The sequence below is a fragment of the Micromonospora sp. WMMD734 genome, assembly GCF_049178975.1.
GTDB classification, from domain to species: domain Bacteria; phylum Actinomycetota; class Actinomycetes; order Mycobacteriales; family Micromonosporaceae; genus Micromonospora; species Micromonospora wenchangensis.
Genome location: NZ_JBMHMK010000001.1, coordinates 3,388,579 through 3,406,583, shown reverse-complemented (window position 1 = coordinate 3,406,583; position 18,005 = coordinate 3,388,579). Strand labels below are relative to the sequence as shown.

The 18,005-nt window shown below is 73.7% G+C and carries 14 protein-coding genes; 4 read left to right on the top strand and 10 right to left on the bottom strand.

Annotated elements, in window-relative coordinates:
* Window positions 1-21: 21 nt before the first annotated feature.
* Genes ACN267_RS14525 through ACN267_RS14515 form a run of 3 tightly spaced genes read right to left on the bottom strand, consistent with a single transcriptional unit; the run spans window position 22 to window position 3,570 of the window.
* A complete protein-coding gene (locus ACN267_RS14525) occupies window positions 22-1,476 on the bottom strand; it encodes an O-antigen ligase family protein (RefSeq protein WP_204961228.1) in 1,455 nt (484 codons plus the stop codon).
* A 55-nt stretch (window positions 1,477-1,531) separates the two neighbouring features.
* Entirely contained in the window at window positions 1,532-2,530 is a 999-nt protein-coding gene (locus ACN267_RS14520; protein ID WP_281899120.1) for a dTDP-4-dehydrorhamnose reductase family protein, read from the bottom strand.
* Window positions 2,527-3,570 (bottom strand): polysaccharide biosynthesis protein, encoded by a 1,044-nt coding sequence (locus ACN267_RS14515; protein ID WP_204961230.1) that lies wholly within the window; start codon window positions 3,568-3,570, stop codon window positions 2,527-2,529. The genes ACN267_RS14520 and ACN267_RS14515 overlap by 4 nt, the downstream gene beginning before the upstream one ends.
* A gap of 220 nt (window positions 3,571-3,790) precedes the next feature.
* Here ACN267_RS14515 and ACN267_RS14510 point away from each other — a divergent pair, with 220 nt between their 5' ends.
* Genes ACN267_RS14510 through ACN267_RS14500 form a run of 3 tightly spaced genes read left to right on the top strand, consistent with a single transcriptional unit; the run spans window position 3,791 to window position 6,830 of the window.
* On the top strand, window positions 3,791-4,627 hold the full coding sequence (locus ACN267_RS14510) for a sugar transferase (RefSeq protein ID WP_421488901.1): 837 nt from the start codon (window positions 3,791-3,793) through the stop codon (window positions 4,625-4,627).
* A complete protein-coding gene (locus ACN267_RS14505; protein ID WP_421488900.1) occupies window positions 4,624-5,553 on the top strand; it encodes an NAD-dependent epimerase/dehydratase family protein in 930 nt (309 codons plus the stop codon). Before ACN267_RS14510 ends, ACN267_RS14505 begins: the two co-directional genes overlap by 4 nt.
* A gap of 5 nt (window positions 5,554-5,558) precedes the next feature.
* Window positions 5,559-6,830: a glycosyltransferase family 4 protein gene (locus ACN267_RS14500; RefSeq protein ID WP_204961233.1), complete on the top strand. Its 1,272-nt coding sequence runs from the start codon at window positions 5,559-5,561 to the stop codon at window positions 6,828-6,830.
* Here the strand turns inward: ACN267_RS14500 and ACN267_RS14495 are convergent.
* Together ACN267_RS14495 and ACN267_RS14490 are read right to left on the bottom strand one after the other, a co-directional pair.
* Window positions 6,793-7,227, bottom strand: a complete 435-nt coding sequence (locus tag ACN267_RS14495; protein ID WP_204961234.1) for a hypothetical protein — start codon at window positions 7,225-7,227, stop codon at window positions 6,793-6,795. The two genes, ACN267_RS14500 and ACN267_RS14495, sit on opposite strands and share 38 nt — an antisense overlap.
* A gap of 189 nt (window positions 7,228-7,416) precedes the next feature.
* Window positions 7,417-9,879 carry a Tex family protein gene (locus ACN267_RS14490; protein ID WP_281899112.1) on the bottom strand — a complete coding sequence of 821 codons (2,463 nt, stop codon included), beginning with the start codon at window positions 9,877-9,879 and terminating at the stop codon, window positions 7,417-7,419.
* A 247-nt stretch (window positions 9,880-10,126) separates the two neighbouring features.
* On the opposite strand from ACN267_RS14490, the gene ACN267_RS14485 reads away from it, so the two are divergent.
* The gene (locus tag ACN267_RS14485) at window positions 10,127-11,638 is read left to right on the top strand and encodes a deoxyguanosinetriphosphate triphosphohydrolase family protein (RefSeq protein ID WP_281899111.1); all 1,512 of its coding nucleotides are present in this window, start codon (window positions 10,127-10,129) and stop codon (window positions 11,636-11,638) included.
* 47 nt (window positions 11,639-11,685) lie between these two features.
* Here ACN267_RS14485 and ACN267_RS14480 read toward each other — a convergent pair whose 3' ends face one another.
* From ACN267_RS14480 to ACN267_RS14460, 5 genes are all read right to left on the bottom strand, one after another.
* Window positions 11,686-12,831, bottom strand: coding sequence for an MBL fold metallo-hydrolase (locus tag ACN267_RS14480; RefSeq protein WP_204961236.1), 1,146 nt, complete (start codon window positions 12,829-12,831; stop codon window positions 11,686-11,688).
* A 141-nt stretch (window positions 12,832-12,972) separates the two neighbouring features.
* Window positions 12,973-13,965 carry an SDR family NAD(P)-dependent oxidoreductase gene (locus tag ACN267_RS14475; protein ID WP_421488899.1) on the bottom strand — a complete coding sequence of 331 codons (993 nt, stop codon included), beginning with the start codon at window positions 13,963-13,965 and terminating at the stop codon, window positions 12,973-12,975.
* Window positions 13,962-15,146, bottom strand: coding sequence for a zinc-dependent alcohol dehydrogenase (locus ACN267_RS14470; RefSeq protein WP_204961237.1), 1,185 nt, complete (start codon window positions 15,144-15,146; stop codon window positions 13,962-13,964). Before ACN267_RS14470 ends, ACN267_RS14475 begins: the two co-directional genes overlap by 4 nt.
* Before the next feature lie 162 nt (window positions 15,147-15,308).
* Complete coding sequence (locus ACN267_RS14465) at window positions 15,309-16,070, bottom strand: succinate dehydrogenase/fumarate reductase iron-sulfur subunit (protein ID WP_204961238.1); 762 nt, start codon at window positions 16,068-16,070, stop codon at window positions 15,309-15,311.
* Window positions 16,067-18,004 carry a fumarate reductase/succinate dehydrogenase flavoprotein subunit gene (locus tag ACN267_RS14460; protein WP_204961239.1) on the bottom strand — a complete coding sequence of 646 codons (1,938 nt, stop codon included), beginning with the start codon at window positions 18,002-18,004 and terminating at the stop codon, window positions 16,067-16,069. Before ACN267_RS14460 ends, ACN267_RS14465 begins: the two co-directional genes overlap by 4 nt.
* Window position 18,005 lies beyond the last annotated feature (1 nt).

The following is an 18,005-nucleotide window of genomic DNA, read 5'->3' as shown; positions in this document are numbered from 1 at the left end:
GACGCCCACCGTCGCGTGACCTCAGCGCAGGGCCGGGACCGGTAGGCGGATCAGGCCGTCGGCCGGGACACCGACCCACGGCGGGGACGACGCCGGCTCCGCCTCCGGTTCGTCGACGTCGACGCGTTCACCGGGCAGGTGCAGCAGCACCCCGGCGGCCACGCACCAGAACACGTACGGGTACGTCTGACCGGTGCCGAAGATGGCCGACTCGGTGATCTGGATCAGCAGGCCGGTGACGACGAGCCAGACCAGCCCGGAGTCGGCCCGGCGTACCGGTGCGCGCAGCGCGACCCGTCCGACGGCCAGTAGCAGCAGCGCCAGCGGCGCCACGGCGGCGAGCCCCAGTTCCAGCAGCAGTTGCAGGTAGCTGTTGTGCACCACGCTCACCCCGGTCCCGAAGGACTCGTCGAGGCTGGCGAGGGCGAACAGGTGGTTGCGGGAGGCGTACCCGAAGCCCAGGGTGGGGCGGTTCTGCCACCACAGGTCGACGGTGGCCTGCCACATCTCGGTGCGGCCGTTGGACAGGTCGCCGCCGGTGGGGTCGGTGAAACGCAGCACGAGCTGCCGCATCCAGGGGCCGGCGAACAGGACCGGCAACAGGTTGAACAGGTACGCCACCAGCAGCCCCACGGCCAGTCCGGCACCCAGCCGGACCATCCGGCCCAGCCCGTTGCGCAGCACCACCCAGCAGGCCCCGGCGAGCACGGCGATCAGGCCGGTGCGGGACTGCGACAGCAGCAGGCAGGCGACGGCCGGCACCATGCCGAGCAGGTCCACCCGGCGACGGGATTGCCGGTAGACGGCCCAGCCCAGCGGCGTGGTCAGGGCGCAGACGATGCTGAGCATGTTGGGGTTGTTGTAGAGGCCCTCGAACCGGTCGGTGCGCGACAGCGCGGCCATCAGCGTACCGTCGGTGAACCCGACGCCGAGGCTGATCACTGCGGAGCCGCTGAGGACCAGGTAGACCATGCGCAGGTCGGCCAGCATGACCGCCCGGTCGGTCCACCGGCGGCGGACCAGGACGTGCACCAGGGCGGCCAGCAGGAGCAGCGCCACGCCCCGTTGCAGGGTCTCCAACGGCACCACCGACCAGGTGAAGCTCACCGTGGCCAGGCCGGCCATCGCCCAGAGCGCGCCGACGAGCAGGCGGGTCCACGGGTCGACCCGGGCCACCGTCCGGCCCGGCGCGCCCAGCGCCCAGACGACCAGGACGGCCACCGCCGCGTACCGGGGATAGAAGCTGGCCTCCACCAGGGCCGGCAGCTTCGACGAGGCGCAGACCAGCAGCGCCATGGTCAGGCCCAGCAGCCACCGCCAGCCGTCCATCTGCTGCGCGAGCGCGAACAGCGCGAGCAGCAGCAGCGCCACCGCGCCGACCGCGACCAGCGGGACGGTGACGCTGGCGACGGTGGTGACCACCACGGCCAGGACCGCCCCGACGACCAGGCACAGTTGACCCACTCGGTTCCCCACGTGATGTCCTTCGACTCCGACAGGCCGGCAACGCCGGCGGTGGTCGTTTGCTGCGTCAGCGCGGCGCGCCCGCCAGGCCCGGCCGGGCCTGGCCGAACGCCCAACGTTCCCGGGCGGCGTGCAACGCGGTGATCATGTCCGGCCAGCTCGGCGGACGGTATCCGGTGGCGTGGGCGAGGGCGTCCGCGCGCAGCGACCGGTCGCAGACGAACCCGTCGTCAGGCACCAGCTCACCGGGCCACCCGTACACCTCGGCGACCAGCCGGAGCAGGTCGTACTTCGTGATCGGTTCGGCGGCGACGTGGTAGAGGCCGGTGAGCTCCGGCCGGGGCAGGACCACCGTACGCAGCAGCCGGGCGAACTCCACGGTCGTCACCCCGCTGTAGACCGCCCTGGTGAAGCCGCGCACCCGAGCCCGTTGGGAGAGGAACCAGTCGACCAGGGAACGGCTCGTGGTCAGCTCGTGCCCGACGATCGAGGTACGCAGGGTGAGCGCCGACGCCCCCGTCGCCTCACCCAGCAGTTTGGACCGGCCATAGAGGTCGGGCGGGTCGGGCAGGTCGTCCTCGGTGTAGCCGCCCCGCCGGCCGGAGAACACGCAGTCGGTGCTGACGTGGACGAGCCGGCCGCCGACCTGTGCGCAGGCGTCGGCCAGCAGGTGGGGGAGGAGCGCGTTGAGGGTGACCGTCGGGACCGCGTCCTGCACGTCCGGCCGCTGCTTGATGACGCCGACGCAGTTGACGACGACGTCCGGCCGCACCTCGTCGACGAGCCGTCGGACGTGGTCGAACCGGGTCACGTCGACGGCCGGGACGATGCGGGCCAGCAGGTGCGGCGGATACCAGCCCGCCCGGTCGTCGATGCTGCGGGCGAGGCCGTGCACGTCGAGCGTCGGATCGTCGGCGAGTTCCCGCAGCACGGCGTGCCCGAGCATGCCGGTGACGCCGACGACGAGGACCCGCCGCGCCGGGGCGGCGGCCCGCTGGTCCGCCCGGTCGTCGGTGCGACGGCGGGGCACCCGGTCCGGGCGGGTGGCGTCGGCGGTCGCGCTCAACGCGTCACCACTGCCGGAGTGGCGGCCTCGACCTGCGCGCGCACCTCGGGCAGCGTCATCAGCAACGACTCGATCTCCGGTACGGACAGTCGGCGGGCGTTGTGCGAGTGGAAGTCGGCGAGGCCGCCGTGTTCGACGTCGCCCTCCTCGAAGTACAGGGAGTAGTTGAGGTCGCGGCTGTCCACCGGCACCCGCAGGAAGTCGCCGAGGTCCTCGGCGAACGCGAGTTCCTCCCGGCTGGCCAGGGTCTCGTAGAGCTTCTCCCCGTGCCGGATGCCGAGCACGGTGAATTTCGCCGGCACCCCGAACAGGTTGCACAACGCGGTGGCCAGGTCGCCGATGGTGCAGGCGTCGGCCTTGCGGATGAAGACGTCCCCGGGCTGGCCGAAGGTGAACGCGTGCTCCACCAGTTCCACCGATTCGGGCAGCGACATCAGGAAACGGGTCATCGACGGGTCGGTGACCGTCGGCAGGCCGCCGCGGAGGATCTGGTCGATGAACAACGGAATCACCGATCCGCGCGAGTACATGACATTGCCGTAACGCACGCAGCAGACCCTGGTCCGGGCCGTCGCGTTGTTACGGGAGTGCGCCTGCGCCACCTTTTCCATCAACGCCTTGGTCAGGCCCATCGCGTTGACCGGGTAGACGGCCTTGTCGGTGCTGAGCAGGACCAGCGTCTCCACCCCGACGCGTTCGCAGGCGTCCACCACGTTGGCACTGCCGAGCACGTTCGTGCGGACCGCCTCCAGCGGGAAGAACTCGCAGGAGGGCACCTGCTTGAGCGCCGCGGCGTGGAAGACGAACTCCATACCCCGGGCCGCCTTGAGCACGCTGTCGTAGTCGCGCACGTCACCGATGTAGTAGCGGACCCGGTCGTTGCCGAGGCGGTGGCGCATCGCGTCCTGTTTCGACTCGTCCCGGCTGAGGACCCGCACCTCGGCGGCACCGGCGTCGAGCAGTCGGGAAACCATTGTCTGGCCGAACGAACCAGTGCCCCCGGTGACCAGGAAACGCCTGTCCGCAAGCGAGGAAAGCATTTCTCCTCCTGCCTTTTCCCGTCGGACCATCCGCGGGGATCACGATCTCGTCAATGGTGACCATACTGTTGCGATAACGAGACCGTGCGGGCTTCCGGTAAAGGGAGGGACAGTCACGTTTCACGTTTTGCGCGGTGCCTCGCGACGGTCGTTGCCGAACCACCGGTGCGGCAAATGTGAAACTGCGGGCGGGTCGCCGGGAAGATGGTAGGTCTGTTCCATGTCCAAAGTTGCTGCCCCCGCGGCACAGCCGCGCGCCGGTGCCGCCGGCCCGGTGACCGGACGGGCGACCGGCCCGTCGACCCGCCGCCCGTACGACAGGTGGAAGCGGCTGCTCGACGTGCTCGGCGCGCTGGTCGTGCTGACCCTCGGCGCGCCCCTGCTGGCCCTGGTCGCCCTGCTGGTGCTCGTCACCCACGGGCGGCCGGTGCTGTTCCGGCACACCCGGCCCGGCCTGCACGGCGAACTGTTCGAGGTGGTCAAGTTCCGCACCATGCGCCACCCCGACCCGCAGCGCGGGCTGGTGACCGACGCGCAACGGCTCACCCGGTTCGGCAGGTGGCTGCGGGCGAGCAGCCTCGACGAGCTGCCCGAGTTCTGGAACGTGCTGCGCGGCGAGATGAGCGTGGTCGGCCCCCGCCCGCACCTGGTGCGGTACCTGGCCCTCTACAGCCCCGAGCAGGCCCGCCGGCACGACGTGCGGCCGGGCATCACCGGGCTCGCCCAGGTACGCGGACGCAACGCCCTGAGCTGGGAGGCCAAGTTCGCCTCCGACGTCGAGTACGTCGACAGGCGCTCGTTCCTGCTGGATCTGAAGATCGTGCTGACCACCGTCCGGGTGGTGCTCAACCGGGAGGGCATCTCGGCCCCCGGCGCGGCCACCTGGCACGAGTTCACCGGCAACGCCCCGTCCCCCGCCGACGACCGGCCCGCCGCGCCGCCGTCCGGTGCCGACGGCTCCGCCACGCCGTCGTCGGGTGCCGCCGTACCGTCGTCGGGAGTTGACCGGGCGTGCGGGTCGTCGGCCGACGACCGGGACGTCGTGCAGCGCCGATGAGCCGGGTGCTGCTGCTGGGCGCGGGCGGATTCCTCGGCCGGCACATCCATGCCGTGCTGGCCGCACACGGCACCGTCCGGGCCCCCTCCCGCGCCCGGTGCGACCCGGCCCGGATGGAGCTGCCCGAGCTGACCGCGCTGGTCGCCCGGGAACGCCCCGACGTGGTGGTGAGCGCCGCCGGTCGCATCGTCGGCTCCGGACCCGACTTCGTCCGGGCACACGTCGTGGCGACCGCGCAACTCATCGAGGCGGTGGCCGTCGCCGCGCCCGCCGCCCGGCTGGTCCGGATCGGCTCAGCGGCGGAGTACGGCGTCGTGCCGCACGGCCTCGCCGTCGCGGAGGACCATCCGGCCGCACCGGTCAGCGAGTACGGGCTCAGCCATCTGGCGGCGACCCGGCTGGCCGAACTGGCGGGTGACGCCGGCCGGCTCGACACGGTCGTGCTGCGGGTCTTCAACCCGGTCGGGCCGGGGATGCCGGCGGGCAACATGCTGGCCCGGGCGACCGCGATGGTCCGTACGGCGATGGCCGACGGCGCGGACGACATCGCCCTGGGCCTGCACGACACCTACCGGGACCTGGTCGACGTGCGGGACGTGGCGGCGGCGGTGCTGGCCGCGACGCGGTGCGGCCCCGTAGGCGGGCAACGGATCGTCAACGTGGGCAGCGGGCGGGCGACGGCCACCCGCCACGTCGTCCGGCTGTTGGCCGACGTGGCCGGGTTCACCGGTCAGATCCGCCCCGGTGGCTTCCCGCCGGACGCCACCCGCTCCGCCGCGGTGCCCTGGATGTGCGCCGACGTCGACCGCGCCCGCCGGGTGCTCGGCTGGGCCCCGGCGTACGACCTGGCCGCATCGCTGCGCGCCCTGTGGCGGGCCGACGGCGAACCGTCGGACCGACCGGTGGCCGGCGTGGCGGCGGGGTGAGGCGGATGCGGATCGGTCTGCTCACCCAGTGGTTCGACCCGGAGCCCGGCCCGGCGGCCCTGCCCGGGATGCTCGCCCGTGCCCTCGCCGAACGGGGGCACGAGGTCCGGGTGCTCACCGGGTTCCCGAACTACCCGACGGGCCGGCTGGCCCCCGGCTACCGGCTGGCCCGCCGCCGCGACGAGGTCGACGGCGCGACCCGGATCCGCCGGGTGGCCCTCTATCCCAGCCACGACCGTTCCGCGCTGCGCCGGGTGGCGAACTACGGCTCCTTCGCGGTCTCCGCGCTGGTCTCCGGCACCCCGGCGCTGCGTGGCCTGGACGCCCTCTGGGTCGGCAACTCGCCGATCAGCGTCGCCCTGCCGATGTGGTTCACCCGCCACGTGCACCGGGTGCCGGTGCTGCTGCACGTGCTGGACCTGTGGCCGGACAGCGTGGTCGCGAGCGGGTTCCTCGGCACCGGCCGGGCGTCGCGGGCCGTCGAGCGGGGGATGGCCGCCTGGTGCGGGGCGATGTACCGCAGCGCCTCCCGGGTCGCCCACGTCGCACCCGGCGCCGCCGACCTGCTCGCCGACCGGGGCGTGCCCCGGGACAAGCTGGTGCACATCCCGGTGTGGGCGGACGAGACGGTGGGCGTCCGCGCCACCGACCTGCGCGCCGAACTCGGGCTCCGTCCCGACCAGGTGGTGCTGGTGTACGCGGGCGCGCTCGGCGAGGCGCAGGGGCTCGACTCGCTGGTCGACGCCTGCGCCCGTACCGACGATCCCCGGCTGGTCTGCCTGATCGCCGGTTCCGGCACCACCGGGGAGCGGCTCCGTCGGCGGGCCACGGCGGTGGGCGCGTCCAACGTCCGGTTCCTCGGGCAGTTGCCCCGGGAGCGGATGCCCGCGCTGATGGCCACCGGGGACGTGCACTACGTGAGCCTGCGCCCCGGCGGCATGTCCGCGTACACGATGCCGAGCAAGGTGCAGGCGACCCTCGCCGCCGGGCGGGCGCTGCTGGTCGCCGCGGAGGGCGACGCCGCCGCGGTGGCCCGGGACAGCGGCGCGGGGATCACCGCCCGGCCCGGTGACCCCGGCTCGATCGCGGACGCCCTGCGTGAGGTCTGCGACCTGGGCCGGGAGAAGCTGGAACTGCTCGGGCAGGCTGGTCGGGCGCACTACGACCGGATGTTCTCCGTCGCCGTGGGTGCCGACCGGGTCGAGCGGACCCTGCACGAGATGGTGGCGGAGCCGGGGTTCAGGGCCAGTCGTCGCCGGCGGCGAGCCGACGGGTGAGCAGGTCGGCCAGCGGGATCGACTCACCGTCGCGTCCGCCGCGCCCGACGACCAGGGGTGGCCGGGCCGGCGGCACGTCCACGCCGAGCAGCCGGGCGCGTACGCCCGACGGCACGGTGAGCAGGTAGAACCGGCCGTCGACGGTGACCGCGCGCAGGCCGGCCCGGTCGACGTACCAGCCGGTCAGCCTGGTCCGGTACCGGCCCCGCCCGTCGTAGCCCCGGGCCACCAGCCGGGTGGTGCGCAGCCCGCGCCGGGTCGCCTCGGCGGTGAACCGGGCCACCAGTTCCTCGGCCCGCGCGTGCTCGCCGTCGCGCTGGCGGGCGTCGGCCGCCGCGTGCGCCCGGACCGCCCGCTGCCGCCGCTCCCGCCACTGCGGGCCGCCGTCACCATCCATGCCGCGACGGTACGCCCACCGCCGGCGACCCGGCGACGCCCCGTCACCGGCTGCACCCGGCCCCGGTGCACGGTCCGCCGCCCGTCGAACCGGTCCGGCGAGCGCGCACCCGCCCGGCCCGACCGCGACGCGGTGACCGGCGGGTGCCGCCCCGCCCGGTCGGTGCCGGGCGGGGCGGTGCCGGCCGGGTCAGGCCAGGCCGGCCCGGCGCAGCGCCTCGGCCATCGCGTCGTTGGCGGGTGCCGGCGCGGAACCGCCCCGGCCCTGCCGTTGCTGCGGCCCGCCCCGGGTACCGCCCCGCTGCTCCCGCTGGCCGCCGGTCCCGCCCGCGCCGCCGGACCTCCCCGCGCTTCCGGACCCGCCCGCGCCACCGCGCCGGCCGCCCGGGGTCTCGCCGCGCCCGCCCTGGGGGGTGCCGCGCTCGCGCCGCTGCCCGTCGGTGGCCGGCCGGCCACCGCCCGCCGGCACCTCGTCGTCCAGCCGCAGGGTCAACGAGATCCGCTTGCGCGGCACGTCGACGTCGAGCACCTTGACCCGGACCACGTCACCGGACTTCACCACGTCGCGCGGATCCTTGACGAAGGTGTGCGACATCGCCGACACGTGCACCAGGCCGTCCTGGTGCACGCCCACGTCGACGAACGCGCCGAACGCGGCCACGTTGGTGACCACCCCCTCCAGCAGCATCCCCGGGGTCAGGTCGCCGATCTTCTCCACCCCCTCGACGAAGGTGGCGGTGCGGAACTCCGGTCGCGGGTCCCGGCCGGGCTTCTCCAGCTCGGCGATGATGTCGGTGACGGTGGGCAGGCCGAAGGTGTCGTCGACGAAGTCGGTGGCCCGCAGCCCGCGCAGGATCGCCGACTTCCCGATCAGCGAGCGCAGGTCCTGCCCGGTGCTGGCCAGGATGCGCCGCACCACCGGGTACGCCTCCGGGTGCACGCTGGACGAGTCGAGCGGGTCGTCGCCGCCGGGGATACGCAGGAAGCCGGCGCACTGCTCGAACGCCTTCGGGCCGAGCCGGGCCACCTTCTTCAGCTCGGCGCGGGTGCGGAACGGGCCGTTGGCGTCCCGGTGCAGCACGATGTTCTCGGCGAGCCCCGCGCCGATGCCGGAGACCCGGGTCAGCAGGGGTGCGGAGGCGGTGTTGACGTCCACCCCGACGCCGTTGACGCAGTCTTCCACCACGGCGTCCAGCGAGCGGGACAGCTTCACCTCGGACAGGTCGTGCTGGTACTGGCCGACGCCGATCGAGCGCGGGTCGATCTTGACCAGCTCCGCGAGGGGGTCCTGGAGCCGCCGGGCGATGGAGACCGCCCCGCGCAGCGACACGTCCAGCGTGGGCAGCTCCTGCGAGGCGTACGCGGAGGCGGAGTAGACCGACGCGCCGGCCTCGGAGACCATCACCTTGGTCAGACCGAGCTGCGGATACCGCTTGATCAGGTCGGCGGCGAGCTTGTCGGTCTCCCGGCTGGCGGTGCCGTTGCCGATCGCGACCAGCTCCACCCGGTGCGCCCCGGCCAGCTTCGCCAGCGTCTCGATCGAGGCGTCCCACTGCCGACGCGGCTCGTGCGGGTAGATCGTGTCGGTGGCGACCACCTTGCCGGTGGCGTCGACCACCGCCACCTTCACCCCGGTCCGCAGGCCCGGGTCGAGACCCATCGTGGCGCGGCTGCCGGCCGGGGCGGCGAGCAGCAGGTCGCGCAGGTTGGTGGCGAAGACCCGGACCGCCTCCTCCTCGGCCGCCTGCCACAACCGCATCCGCAGGTCGGCCCCGAGGTGGATCAGGATCCGGGTACGCCACGCCCAGCGCACCGTGTCGGCCAGCCACCGGTCGGCGGGCCGGCCCGCGTCGCTGATGCCGAACCGGCCGGCGATGGCCGCCTCGTAGCGGGTCGGGCCGGTGGGCGGGGCGTCCGGGTCCTCCTCGACGTCGGGGGCCATGGTGAGGTCGAGCACGCCCTCCTTCTCGCCCCGGAACATCGCCAGGATGCGGTGCGAGGGCAGCTTCGGGTACGGCTCGGCGAAGTCGAAGTAGTCGGCGAACTTCGCGCCGGCGTCCTGCTGCCCGTCGCGTACCCGGGCGACCAGCCGGCCCCGCGACCACATCTGCTCGCGCAGGGCGCCGATCAGGTCGGCGTCCTCGGCGAACCGCTCGATCAGGATGGCCCGCGCGCCCTCCAGCGCGGCGGCGGCGTCGGCCACCCCGCGGTCGGCGTCGACGAACCCGGCGGCCGTCTCCTTCGGGTCCCGGGTCGGGTCGCCGAGCAGCGTCTCGGCCAGCGGCTCCAGCCCGGCCTCCCGGGCGATCTGCGCCCGGGTCCGCCGCTTGGGCTTGTAGGGCAGGTAGATGTCCTCCAGTCGGGACTTGGAGTCGGCCGCCATGATCTGCGCTTCCAGCGCCTCGTCCAGCTTGCCCTGGCTGCGGATCGACTCCAGCACCGCGGCCCGCCGCTCGTCCAGCTCCCGCAGGTAGCGCAGCCGCTCCTCCAGGGTGCGCAGCTGGGCGTCGTCGAGCAGGCCGGTGGCCTCCTTGCGGTAACGGGCGATGAACGGCACGGTCGCGCCGCCGTCGAGCAGCTCCACGGCCGCGCGCACCTGGCGCTCGGCGACGCCGAGCTCGTCGGCGATCCGCTGATGGACTGACTGGGTCACGATGTTGATCCGCCTTCGTTTCGGGTTCCCTGCTGCATTCTGCCGCCCACCCCCGACGCCCCGCGCCACCCCCGCCGGGACGGTGCCGGCGGTCGTCCGCCCGCCAGGCAGCCGATCGCCCGACCGGCGTATCCCGCCGGCCGCCCCGGGCCCGGCCGCCGGCCGGCGTACCCCGCCGGGCCCGGCCCGCCGGTGGCCCGGCGCGAGCCGGCGCGGCCGGGCGGCCGGCTGCGCTAGCGTGGCGATCATGGAGCAACCTGCGGACCCGCGTGCCCGTCGCCTCTTCGGCGGCAGCGCCCGAGCCCTCGGCGACCTGGCCGCGAGCCCGTTCCGGGCCGACCGGGACCGGATCGTCGCCTCACCGTTCTTCGCCCGGCTCGGCGGCGTGACCCAGGTGATCAGCCCGGTCGGCTCCGGCCTGCTGGTGCACAACCGGCTCACCCACAGTCTCAAGGTCGCCCAGGTGGCCCGCGCGATCGCCGAACGGCTGACCGCCGACCCGACGCACCGGGACCTGCTGGACAAGTTGGGCGGCTGCGACCCGGACGTGGTGGAGGCCGCCGCCCTCGCCCACGACCTCGGCCACCCACCGTTCGGGCACCTGGGGGAACGGGTGCTCGACCGGCTGGCCCGGCAGCGGCTCGGGCTGGCCGACGGCTTCGAGGGCAACGCCCAGTCGTACCGGATCGTCACCAGCACCGAGATCCGGGGGGCCGCCACCACGGGCCTCGATCTGACCGCCGCCGTCCGGGCGGCGATGCTGAAGTACCCGTGGACCCGGCTGGACCACCCCGACCCGCATCCCCGGCACCTGCGTCCCGCGCCCCGGGGTGCCGCCGCCCCACCCGACGACCCGGACAGCGGCTCGCTGAAGTTCGGCGCGTACGGCACGGAACTCGCCGACCTGCGGCAGGCCCGCGCGCCGTTCGCCGGGCGGATCGCGCAGTGGCAGCAGACCGTCGAGGCGTCGGTGATGGACACCGCCGACGACATCGCGTACGCCATCCACGACGTGGAGGACTTCTACCGGGTGGGGGTGCTCCAGCAGGGCACCGTCGCCGCCGAGCTGATGGCCTGGCAGCGCGAGGGCGGGCACCTGCGGGCGGTCACCGACGCCGCCTTGACCGGCGCGGCCCGCCGCCCCGGTTCGGCGATCGAGGCGCTGCGCCGGCAACTGCACCGCAAGGACGCCTGGATCGCCGACGACGAGGCGTTCGCCGCCGCCGTCGAGCACGTCCGCGAGGAACTGGTGGACGGGCTGCTGGCGCTGCCCTTCGACGGGTCGATCGAGGCGGAGCAGTACGTGGCCCGCTTCTCGGCCCGGTGGACCACCCGGCTGGTCGACGCGATCACGGTGACCGCCGCCCCGGACGTGCGCTCCGGTCACGTGCTGCTGGCCCGCGCCCAGTGGCACGAGGTGCAGGTGCTCAAGTTCGTCCACCACCGCTTCGTGCTGGCCCGCCCCGACCTGGCCCTGCACCAGCGGGGCCAGGCCCGGCTGCTGGGCACCCTGGTCGAGTCGCTGTGGGAGTGGCTGCTCGACCCCGAGGAGGAGTCCCGGCTGCCCCGCCGCCTGCCCGACCTGGTGGAGCTGGCCGAGGCGGAGCTGCACCCGCGTACCCCGGACCGGATCTCCCGGGCCCGGGGCCGGGCCATCGTCGACTTCGTCGCCCAGCTCACCGACGGGCAGGCGGCGGCGATGCTGGACGTGTTGTCGGGCCGCTCCGGCGCGCTGTGGACCGACGCCTTCGTGCTCTGAGCGCCGGCCCGGCGCTCTGCGGCGAACGGCGCGCGCCGGGCCCCGGGTCAGGCGACCGTCTGCCACCAGCCGTCGACCGGCGACGGGTCGTCGGCCACCACCCGCTCGCCGGGGCGGGGCACCGCCAGCCGCACGCCCCGCGCCTTGGCCTCGGCCCAGAGCCGGTCCACCGGCTCGGACCAGTCGTGCAGGGCCAGGTTGAAGGTGGCCCAGTGCACCGGGACGAGCAGGTCACCGCGCAGGTCGAGGTGGGCGGCGACGGCCTCCTCCGGGAACATGTGGATGCCGGGCCAGGCCCGGTCGTACGCGCCGATCTGCATCAGCGTCAGGTCGAACGGCCCGTGCTCGGCGCCGATCTCGGCGTATCCGTCGAAGTAGCCCGAGTCGCCGGTGTAGAAGACCTTCCGGTGCGCCCCGGCGACCACCCACGAACTCCACAGCGTGCCGTCGCGGCGCAGCCCCCGGCCGGAGAAGTGCTGGGCGGCGGTCGCGGTGATCTCCAGGCCGCCGACCCGGTGCCCCTGCGACCAGTCCAGCTCGACGATCCGGTCGTCGGGCACCCCCCACCGGTCGAGGTGCGCGCCGACGCCCAGCGGCACCAGGAACGACGCCGACTGCCGGCGGACCAGCTCCCGGACGGTGGCCATGTCCAGGTGGTCGTAGTGGTCGTGGGAGATCAGGATCGCGTCGACGGTGGGCAGTTCGTCGAGGCGTACCGGGGGCTCGTGCAGCCGCCGGGGTCCCACCGCGGCCGACGGCGAACACCTGTCGCTCCACACCGGGTCGACCAGCACCCGCTGCCCCTCGATCTCGATCAGCGTCGAGGCGTGGCCGTACCAGACGACGTTCAGCTCCCGGTCGACGTCGGTGGTCGGGGCGGGGGCCGGACGCAGCAGCGGGACCGGGGCGGTCGGGCGGCGGCGCTGCTGGCCGAAGAGCAGCTCCCGCAGCAGGTTGCGGCCGGAATCGCCGCCGGGCATGGTGCGGGTGGGCACCCGGTTGTGGAAGGTGCCGTCGCGGAACTGCGGGGACCGGGCCGCCCGTTGCGCCCGCGCGCCGGTCAGCCGGCCGCCCAGCGCCGCCGGCACGTCCCGCGCCGTCCACGCCAGGCCGGCGACCGCCGCCAGCCCGGCCAGTTGCCACAGCCGCCCGCCGAGCGTCCGCTCGACCGCACGTTCCGCTGGTTCCCGCATGTGTCGTCCCCCTCGCCGGTGTCCCGCGGTACACGGTAGTCACCGTCCGCCGCTGCCGCCCACGCCGACCCTCGGTACCCCCTCCACTGCGCCGGTCGGCCGACGCGGAGACCGCGACCAGCGGGGCGACGAGTTCCGGGCTCACCGCCGCCGACGTACCGCCCCACCCACCGTGAGAGCCGTCCCGGCGGCGACCGCCAGCCCGGTCGCCACGGCGGTCGCGCCGGCCGGCGTGCCGGCCCGGCGCAGCAGGGCGGACAGCTCCGGCAGCCAGCCGCCGCGCACCGCCGCCCCGGCCGGGTCCGGGGTGAACACGACGCCGTCGTGCGGGGCGACCGGCTGACCGGTCAGCCCGCCGCGACGCATCAGCGGCCCGACGAGCGCGTCGTAGACGCCCGGCACGATGGTGAAGCCGCCCCGCATGAGCAGGTTGACCCGGCCCACCGAGACCTCCCGGCGGGGCCGGTCGGCGCAGCGGGCGATGGCCCGCGCCACCCGCTGCGGGGTGGTGACCGGCAGCGGGGGCCGGCCGGCCCGCCCCAGGTAGTTCGCCGCCCGCTGGTAGACCGGGGTGTCCACACTGCCCGGGGTGACCAGGCAGACGTGCACCCCGGGCAGCTCCCGGGCCTCCTGCTGCACGGTGCGGACCAGCCCTTGCAGGCCCCACTTGCTGGTCACGTAGCCGCTCATGTAGGGGGCGGTGACGTGCCCGAGGACCGAGCCGGTGAGGATCAGGGTGCCCCCGCCGGCCGCCCGGAACCGGCGCAGCGCCACCCGGAGGACACCGGCCGCGCCGAGCAGGTCGGTGCGGACCACCCGGTCGAAGACCGCCGCCGGGAGGTCCTCGAACCGGCCGTACGCCATCACGGCCGCCGTGTGCACCCACACGTCGATGCGTCCGAACTCGGTCACCGCCGTGTCGGCGAGCGTGTCGAGCGCGTCGGGGTCGGTGACGTCGGTGGGCACCGTACGGACCCGCCCCGCGCCGGCGTCGTGGCACTCCCGGCGTACCTCGGCCAGGCTTTCGGGGGAGCGGGCGGCGAGGACCAGGCGGTCCCCGCGCCCGGCGAACTCCAGGGCCGCCGCGCGGCCGATGCCGCTGGTGGCGCCGGTGACCACCACCACCCGGCTCACGGCGCGAGCACGACCTTGACGCAGCCGTCCTCCTTCTTCTGGAACATCTCGTACGCCTTCGGCGCGTCCACCAGCGGCAGCCGGTGGGTCCGCAGGTCCTCCACGCCCAGCGGGTCGTCGTCGCCGGACAGCAGCGGCAGGATCTCGTCGGTCCACCGGCGTACGTGGCACTGGCCCATCCGCAACTGGATGCCCCGGTCGAACATCTCCATCAGCGGCATCGGGTCGACCTCGCCGCCGTACACCCCGGAGATCGAGACGGTCCCGCCGCGCCGGACGGCCTTGAGGGCGGCCTTGAGCACGGTCAACCGGTCCACGGCGACCTTGTCGATCATGGTCTGGGCGAGCTTGTCCGGCAGCAGACCGGCCGCGCTCTGGGCGAGCTTGCCGCTGGTCGAGCCGTGCGCCTCCATGCCGACCGCGTCGATCACCGCGTCCGGGCCGCGTCCGTCGACCAGGTCGATCAGCGCGCCGGGCACGTCGTCGAGCTGGCTGACGTCGAGCGTCTCGATGCCGTGCCGGCGGGCCATCTCCAGCCGCTCCGGCACCAGGTCCAACCCGATCACCCGGCCCGCGCCGAGGTGCCTGCCGATCCGGGCGCAGAACTGCCCGACCGGACCGAGCCCGAACACGGCCAGGGTGCCGCCGGGCGGGGTGTCGGCGTACTTCACCGCCTGCCAGGCGGTGGGCAGGATGTCGCTGAGGTACAGGTAGCGCTCGTCGGGCCCGGTCTGCGGGATGGTGATCGGGCCGAACTGGGCCTGCGGGACCCGCAGGTACTCGGCCTGCCCGCCGGGTACCGATCCGTAGAGGGAGGTATAGCCGAACAGCGACGCGCCCTTGCCCTCGGCGGTCACCTGGGTCGTCTCGCACTGGGCGTAGAGCTGCCGCTCGCACATCCAGCAGTGCCCGCAGGAAATGTTGAACGGGACGACCACCCGGTCGCCGGGCTTGAGCCGGGTCACCCCGGAGCCGACCTCCTCGACGATGCCCATCGGTTCGTGCCCGAGGATGTCACCGGGCTTCAGGTACGGCCCGAGCACCTCGTACAGGTGCAGGTCGGAGCCGCAGATCGCGGTCGAGGTGATCCGGACGATCGCGTCGGTCGGTTCCTCGATCCGGGGGTCCGGCACGTCGTCCACCCGGACGTCGTGCCGGCCGTGCCAGGTCAGTGCCTTCATGCCGGAAATCCCCTCTCGGTGCCGTCGACGGGTCTGCTACCCCGAGGGAGGCGCTTGAACCAGCGACCCCGGTCCCACCTGTGCGGCCCGGCGGCCCGCCCGGGAACGGCGCGACCGCCGCACCCCGGGCGGGGCGCGGCGGTCGCGGTTGGGGCGCGGGGCTCAGGAACCGGGGGTGTCGCCGCGCTTGGCGGTGGCGGTGAGGTAGTCCCGGTTGAGCCGGCCGATGGTGTTCAGCGGGATGCCCTTGGGGCAGACCGCGGTGCACTCGCCGGCGTTGGTGCAGCCGCCGAAGCCGGCCTCGTCGTGCGCGTCGACCATGCCGATCACCCGGGTGTAGCGCTCCGGCTGGCCCTGCGGCAGCAGCGAGAGCTGAGTGACCTTGGCGGCGGTGAAGAGCATGCCGGAGCCGTTGGGGCAGGCGGCCACGCAGGCGCCGCAGCCGATGCAGGCGGCGGATTCGAAGGCGGCGTCGGCGTTGGCCTTGGCCACCGGTGCGGCGTGCGCCTCGGGGGCGCTGCCGGTCGGGGCGGTGACGTACCCACCGGCCGCGATGATCTTGTCAAAGGCGCTCCGGTTGACCACCAGGTCCTTGATCACCGGGAAGGCGCGGGCCCGCCACGGCTCGATGTCGATCGTCTCGCCGTCTGTGAACTGCCGCATGTGCAGCTGGCAGGCGGTGGTGCCGCGCTGCGGGCCGTGCGCGTCCCCGTTGATCATCAGACCGCACATGCCGCAGATGCCCTCGCGGCAGTCGTGGTCGAACGCGACCGGCTCCTCCCCGGCCAGGATCAGCCGTTCGTTGAGCACGTCGAGCATCTCCAGGAACGACATGTCGGGGGAGACGTCGTCGACCGGGTAGGTCACCATCCGCCCCTTGTCCTGGGGGCCGGACTGACGCCAGATGCGCAGGGTCAGGTTCACTTGTAGCTCCGCTGCGTGGGGTGGACGTACTCGAACTTCAGGTCTTCCTTGTGCAGCACGGCCGGCTCACCGGTGGCGGTGAACTCCCAGGCCGCCACGTAGGCGAACCGGTCGTCGTCGCGCTGCGCCTCACCGTCGGGGGTCTGGTGCTCGGCCCGGAAGTGGCCGCCACAGGACTCCTCGCGGTGCAGGGCGTCGATGCACATCAGCTCGGCCAGCTCGAAGAAGTCGGCCACCCGGCCGGCCTTCTCCAGCGACTGGTTGAGCCCCTCGCCGTCGCCCGGCACCCGGACCCGCTGCCAGAACTGCTCGCGCAGCGCCCGGATCTCGTCGATGGCCTTGCGCAGCCCGGCCTCGGAGCGCTCCATCCCGCAGTGCTCCCACATGATCTGGCCCAGCTCCCGGTGGAACGAGTCCACCGTCCGGTCGCCGTTCACGGCCAGCAGCCGGGCGATCCGGTCCTCGACGTCGCGCCGGGCCTGCACCGCCGCCGGGTGGCTGGCGTCGACCTTGTCCAGCGGCCCGGAGGCCAGGTAGTGGGCGATGGTGGTGGGTAGCACGAAGTACCCGTCGGCCAGGCCCTGCATCAGGGCCGACGCGCCGAGCCGGTTCGCGCCGTGGTCGGAGAAGTTCGCCTCACCGATGACGAACAGGCCGGGGATGGTCGACTGGAGGTCGTAGTCGACCCACAGCCCGCCCATCGTGTAGTGCACGGCCGGGTAGATCCGCATCGGCACCTGGTACGGGTCCTCGCCGGTGATCCGCTCGTACATCTCGAACAGGTTGCCGTACTTGGCCTCGATGGCCTTACGGCCGAGCCGGTCGATCGCGTCGGCGAAGTCGAGGTAGACCCCGAGCTTGGTCGGGCCGACGCCCCGGCCCTCGTCGCAGACGTTCTTGGCGGCCCGGGAGGCGATGTCGCGGGGGACCAGGTTGCCGAACGACGGGTAGATCCGCTCCAGGTAGTAGTCCCGCTCGTCCTCCGGGATCTGCCGGGGGTCGCGGTCGTCGCCCTTGGCCTTGGGCACCCAGACCCGGCCGTCGTTGCGCAGCGACTCGCTCATCAGGGTCAGCTTGGACTGGTGGTCGCCGGAGACCGGGATGCAGGTCGGGTGGATCTGGGTGTAGCAGGGGTTGGCGAAGTACGCGCCCTTGCGGTGCGCCCGCCAGGAGGCGGTGACGTTGCAGCCCTTGGCGTTGGTGGAGAGGTAGAAGACGTTGCCGTAGCCGCCGGAGGCGAGCACCACCGCGTCGGCCATCTCGGTGCTGATCTCACCGGTGACCATGTCGCGGACCACGATGCCCCGGGCCCGGCCGTCCACGACGACCAGTTCCAGCATTTCGTGCCGGGTGTGCATCTCCACGTTGCCCAGGCCGATCTGCCGCTCCAGCGCCTGGTACGCGCCGAGCAGCAGCTGCTGGCCGGTCTGGCCCCGGGCGTAGAAGGTGCGCTGCACCTGCGCGCCGCCGAAGGAACGGGTGTCCAGCAGCCCGCCGTACTCGCGGGCGAACGGGACGCCCTGGGCGACGCACTGGTCGATGATGTTGACCGACACCTCGGCGAGCCGGTGCACGTTCGACTCGCGGGAGCGGAAGTCGCCGCCCTTGACGGTGTCGTAGAACAGCCGGTGCACCGAGTCGCCGTCGTTGCGGTAGTTCTTGGCGGCGTTGATGCCGCCCTGCGCGGCGATCGAGTGCGCCCGGCGTGGGCTGTCCTGGTAGCAGTAGCTGCGCACCCGGTAGCCCTGCTCGGCGAGGGTGGCGGCGGCGGAGCCGCCGGCCAGGCCGGTACCCACCACGATCACCGTCAGCTTGCGCCGGTTCGCCGGGTTGACCAGTTTGGCCTCGAAACGGCGGGTCTCCCAGCGCTTCTCGACCGGGCCGTCGGGAGCCTTCGTGTCGGCGATCGGCTCGCCCTCGGTGAAGAGTTCCATG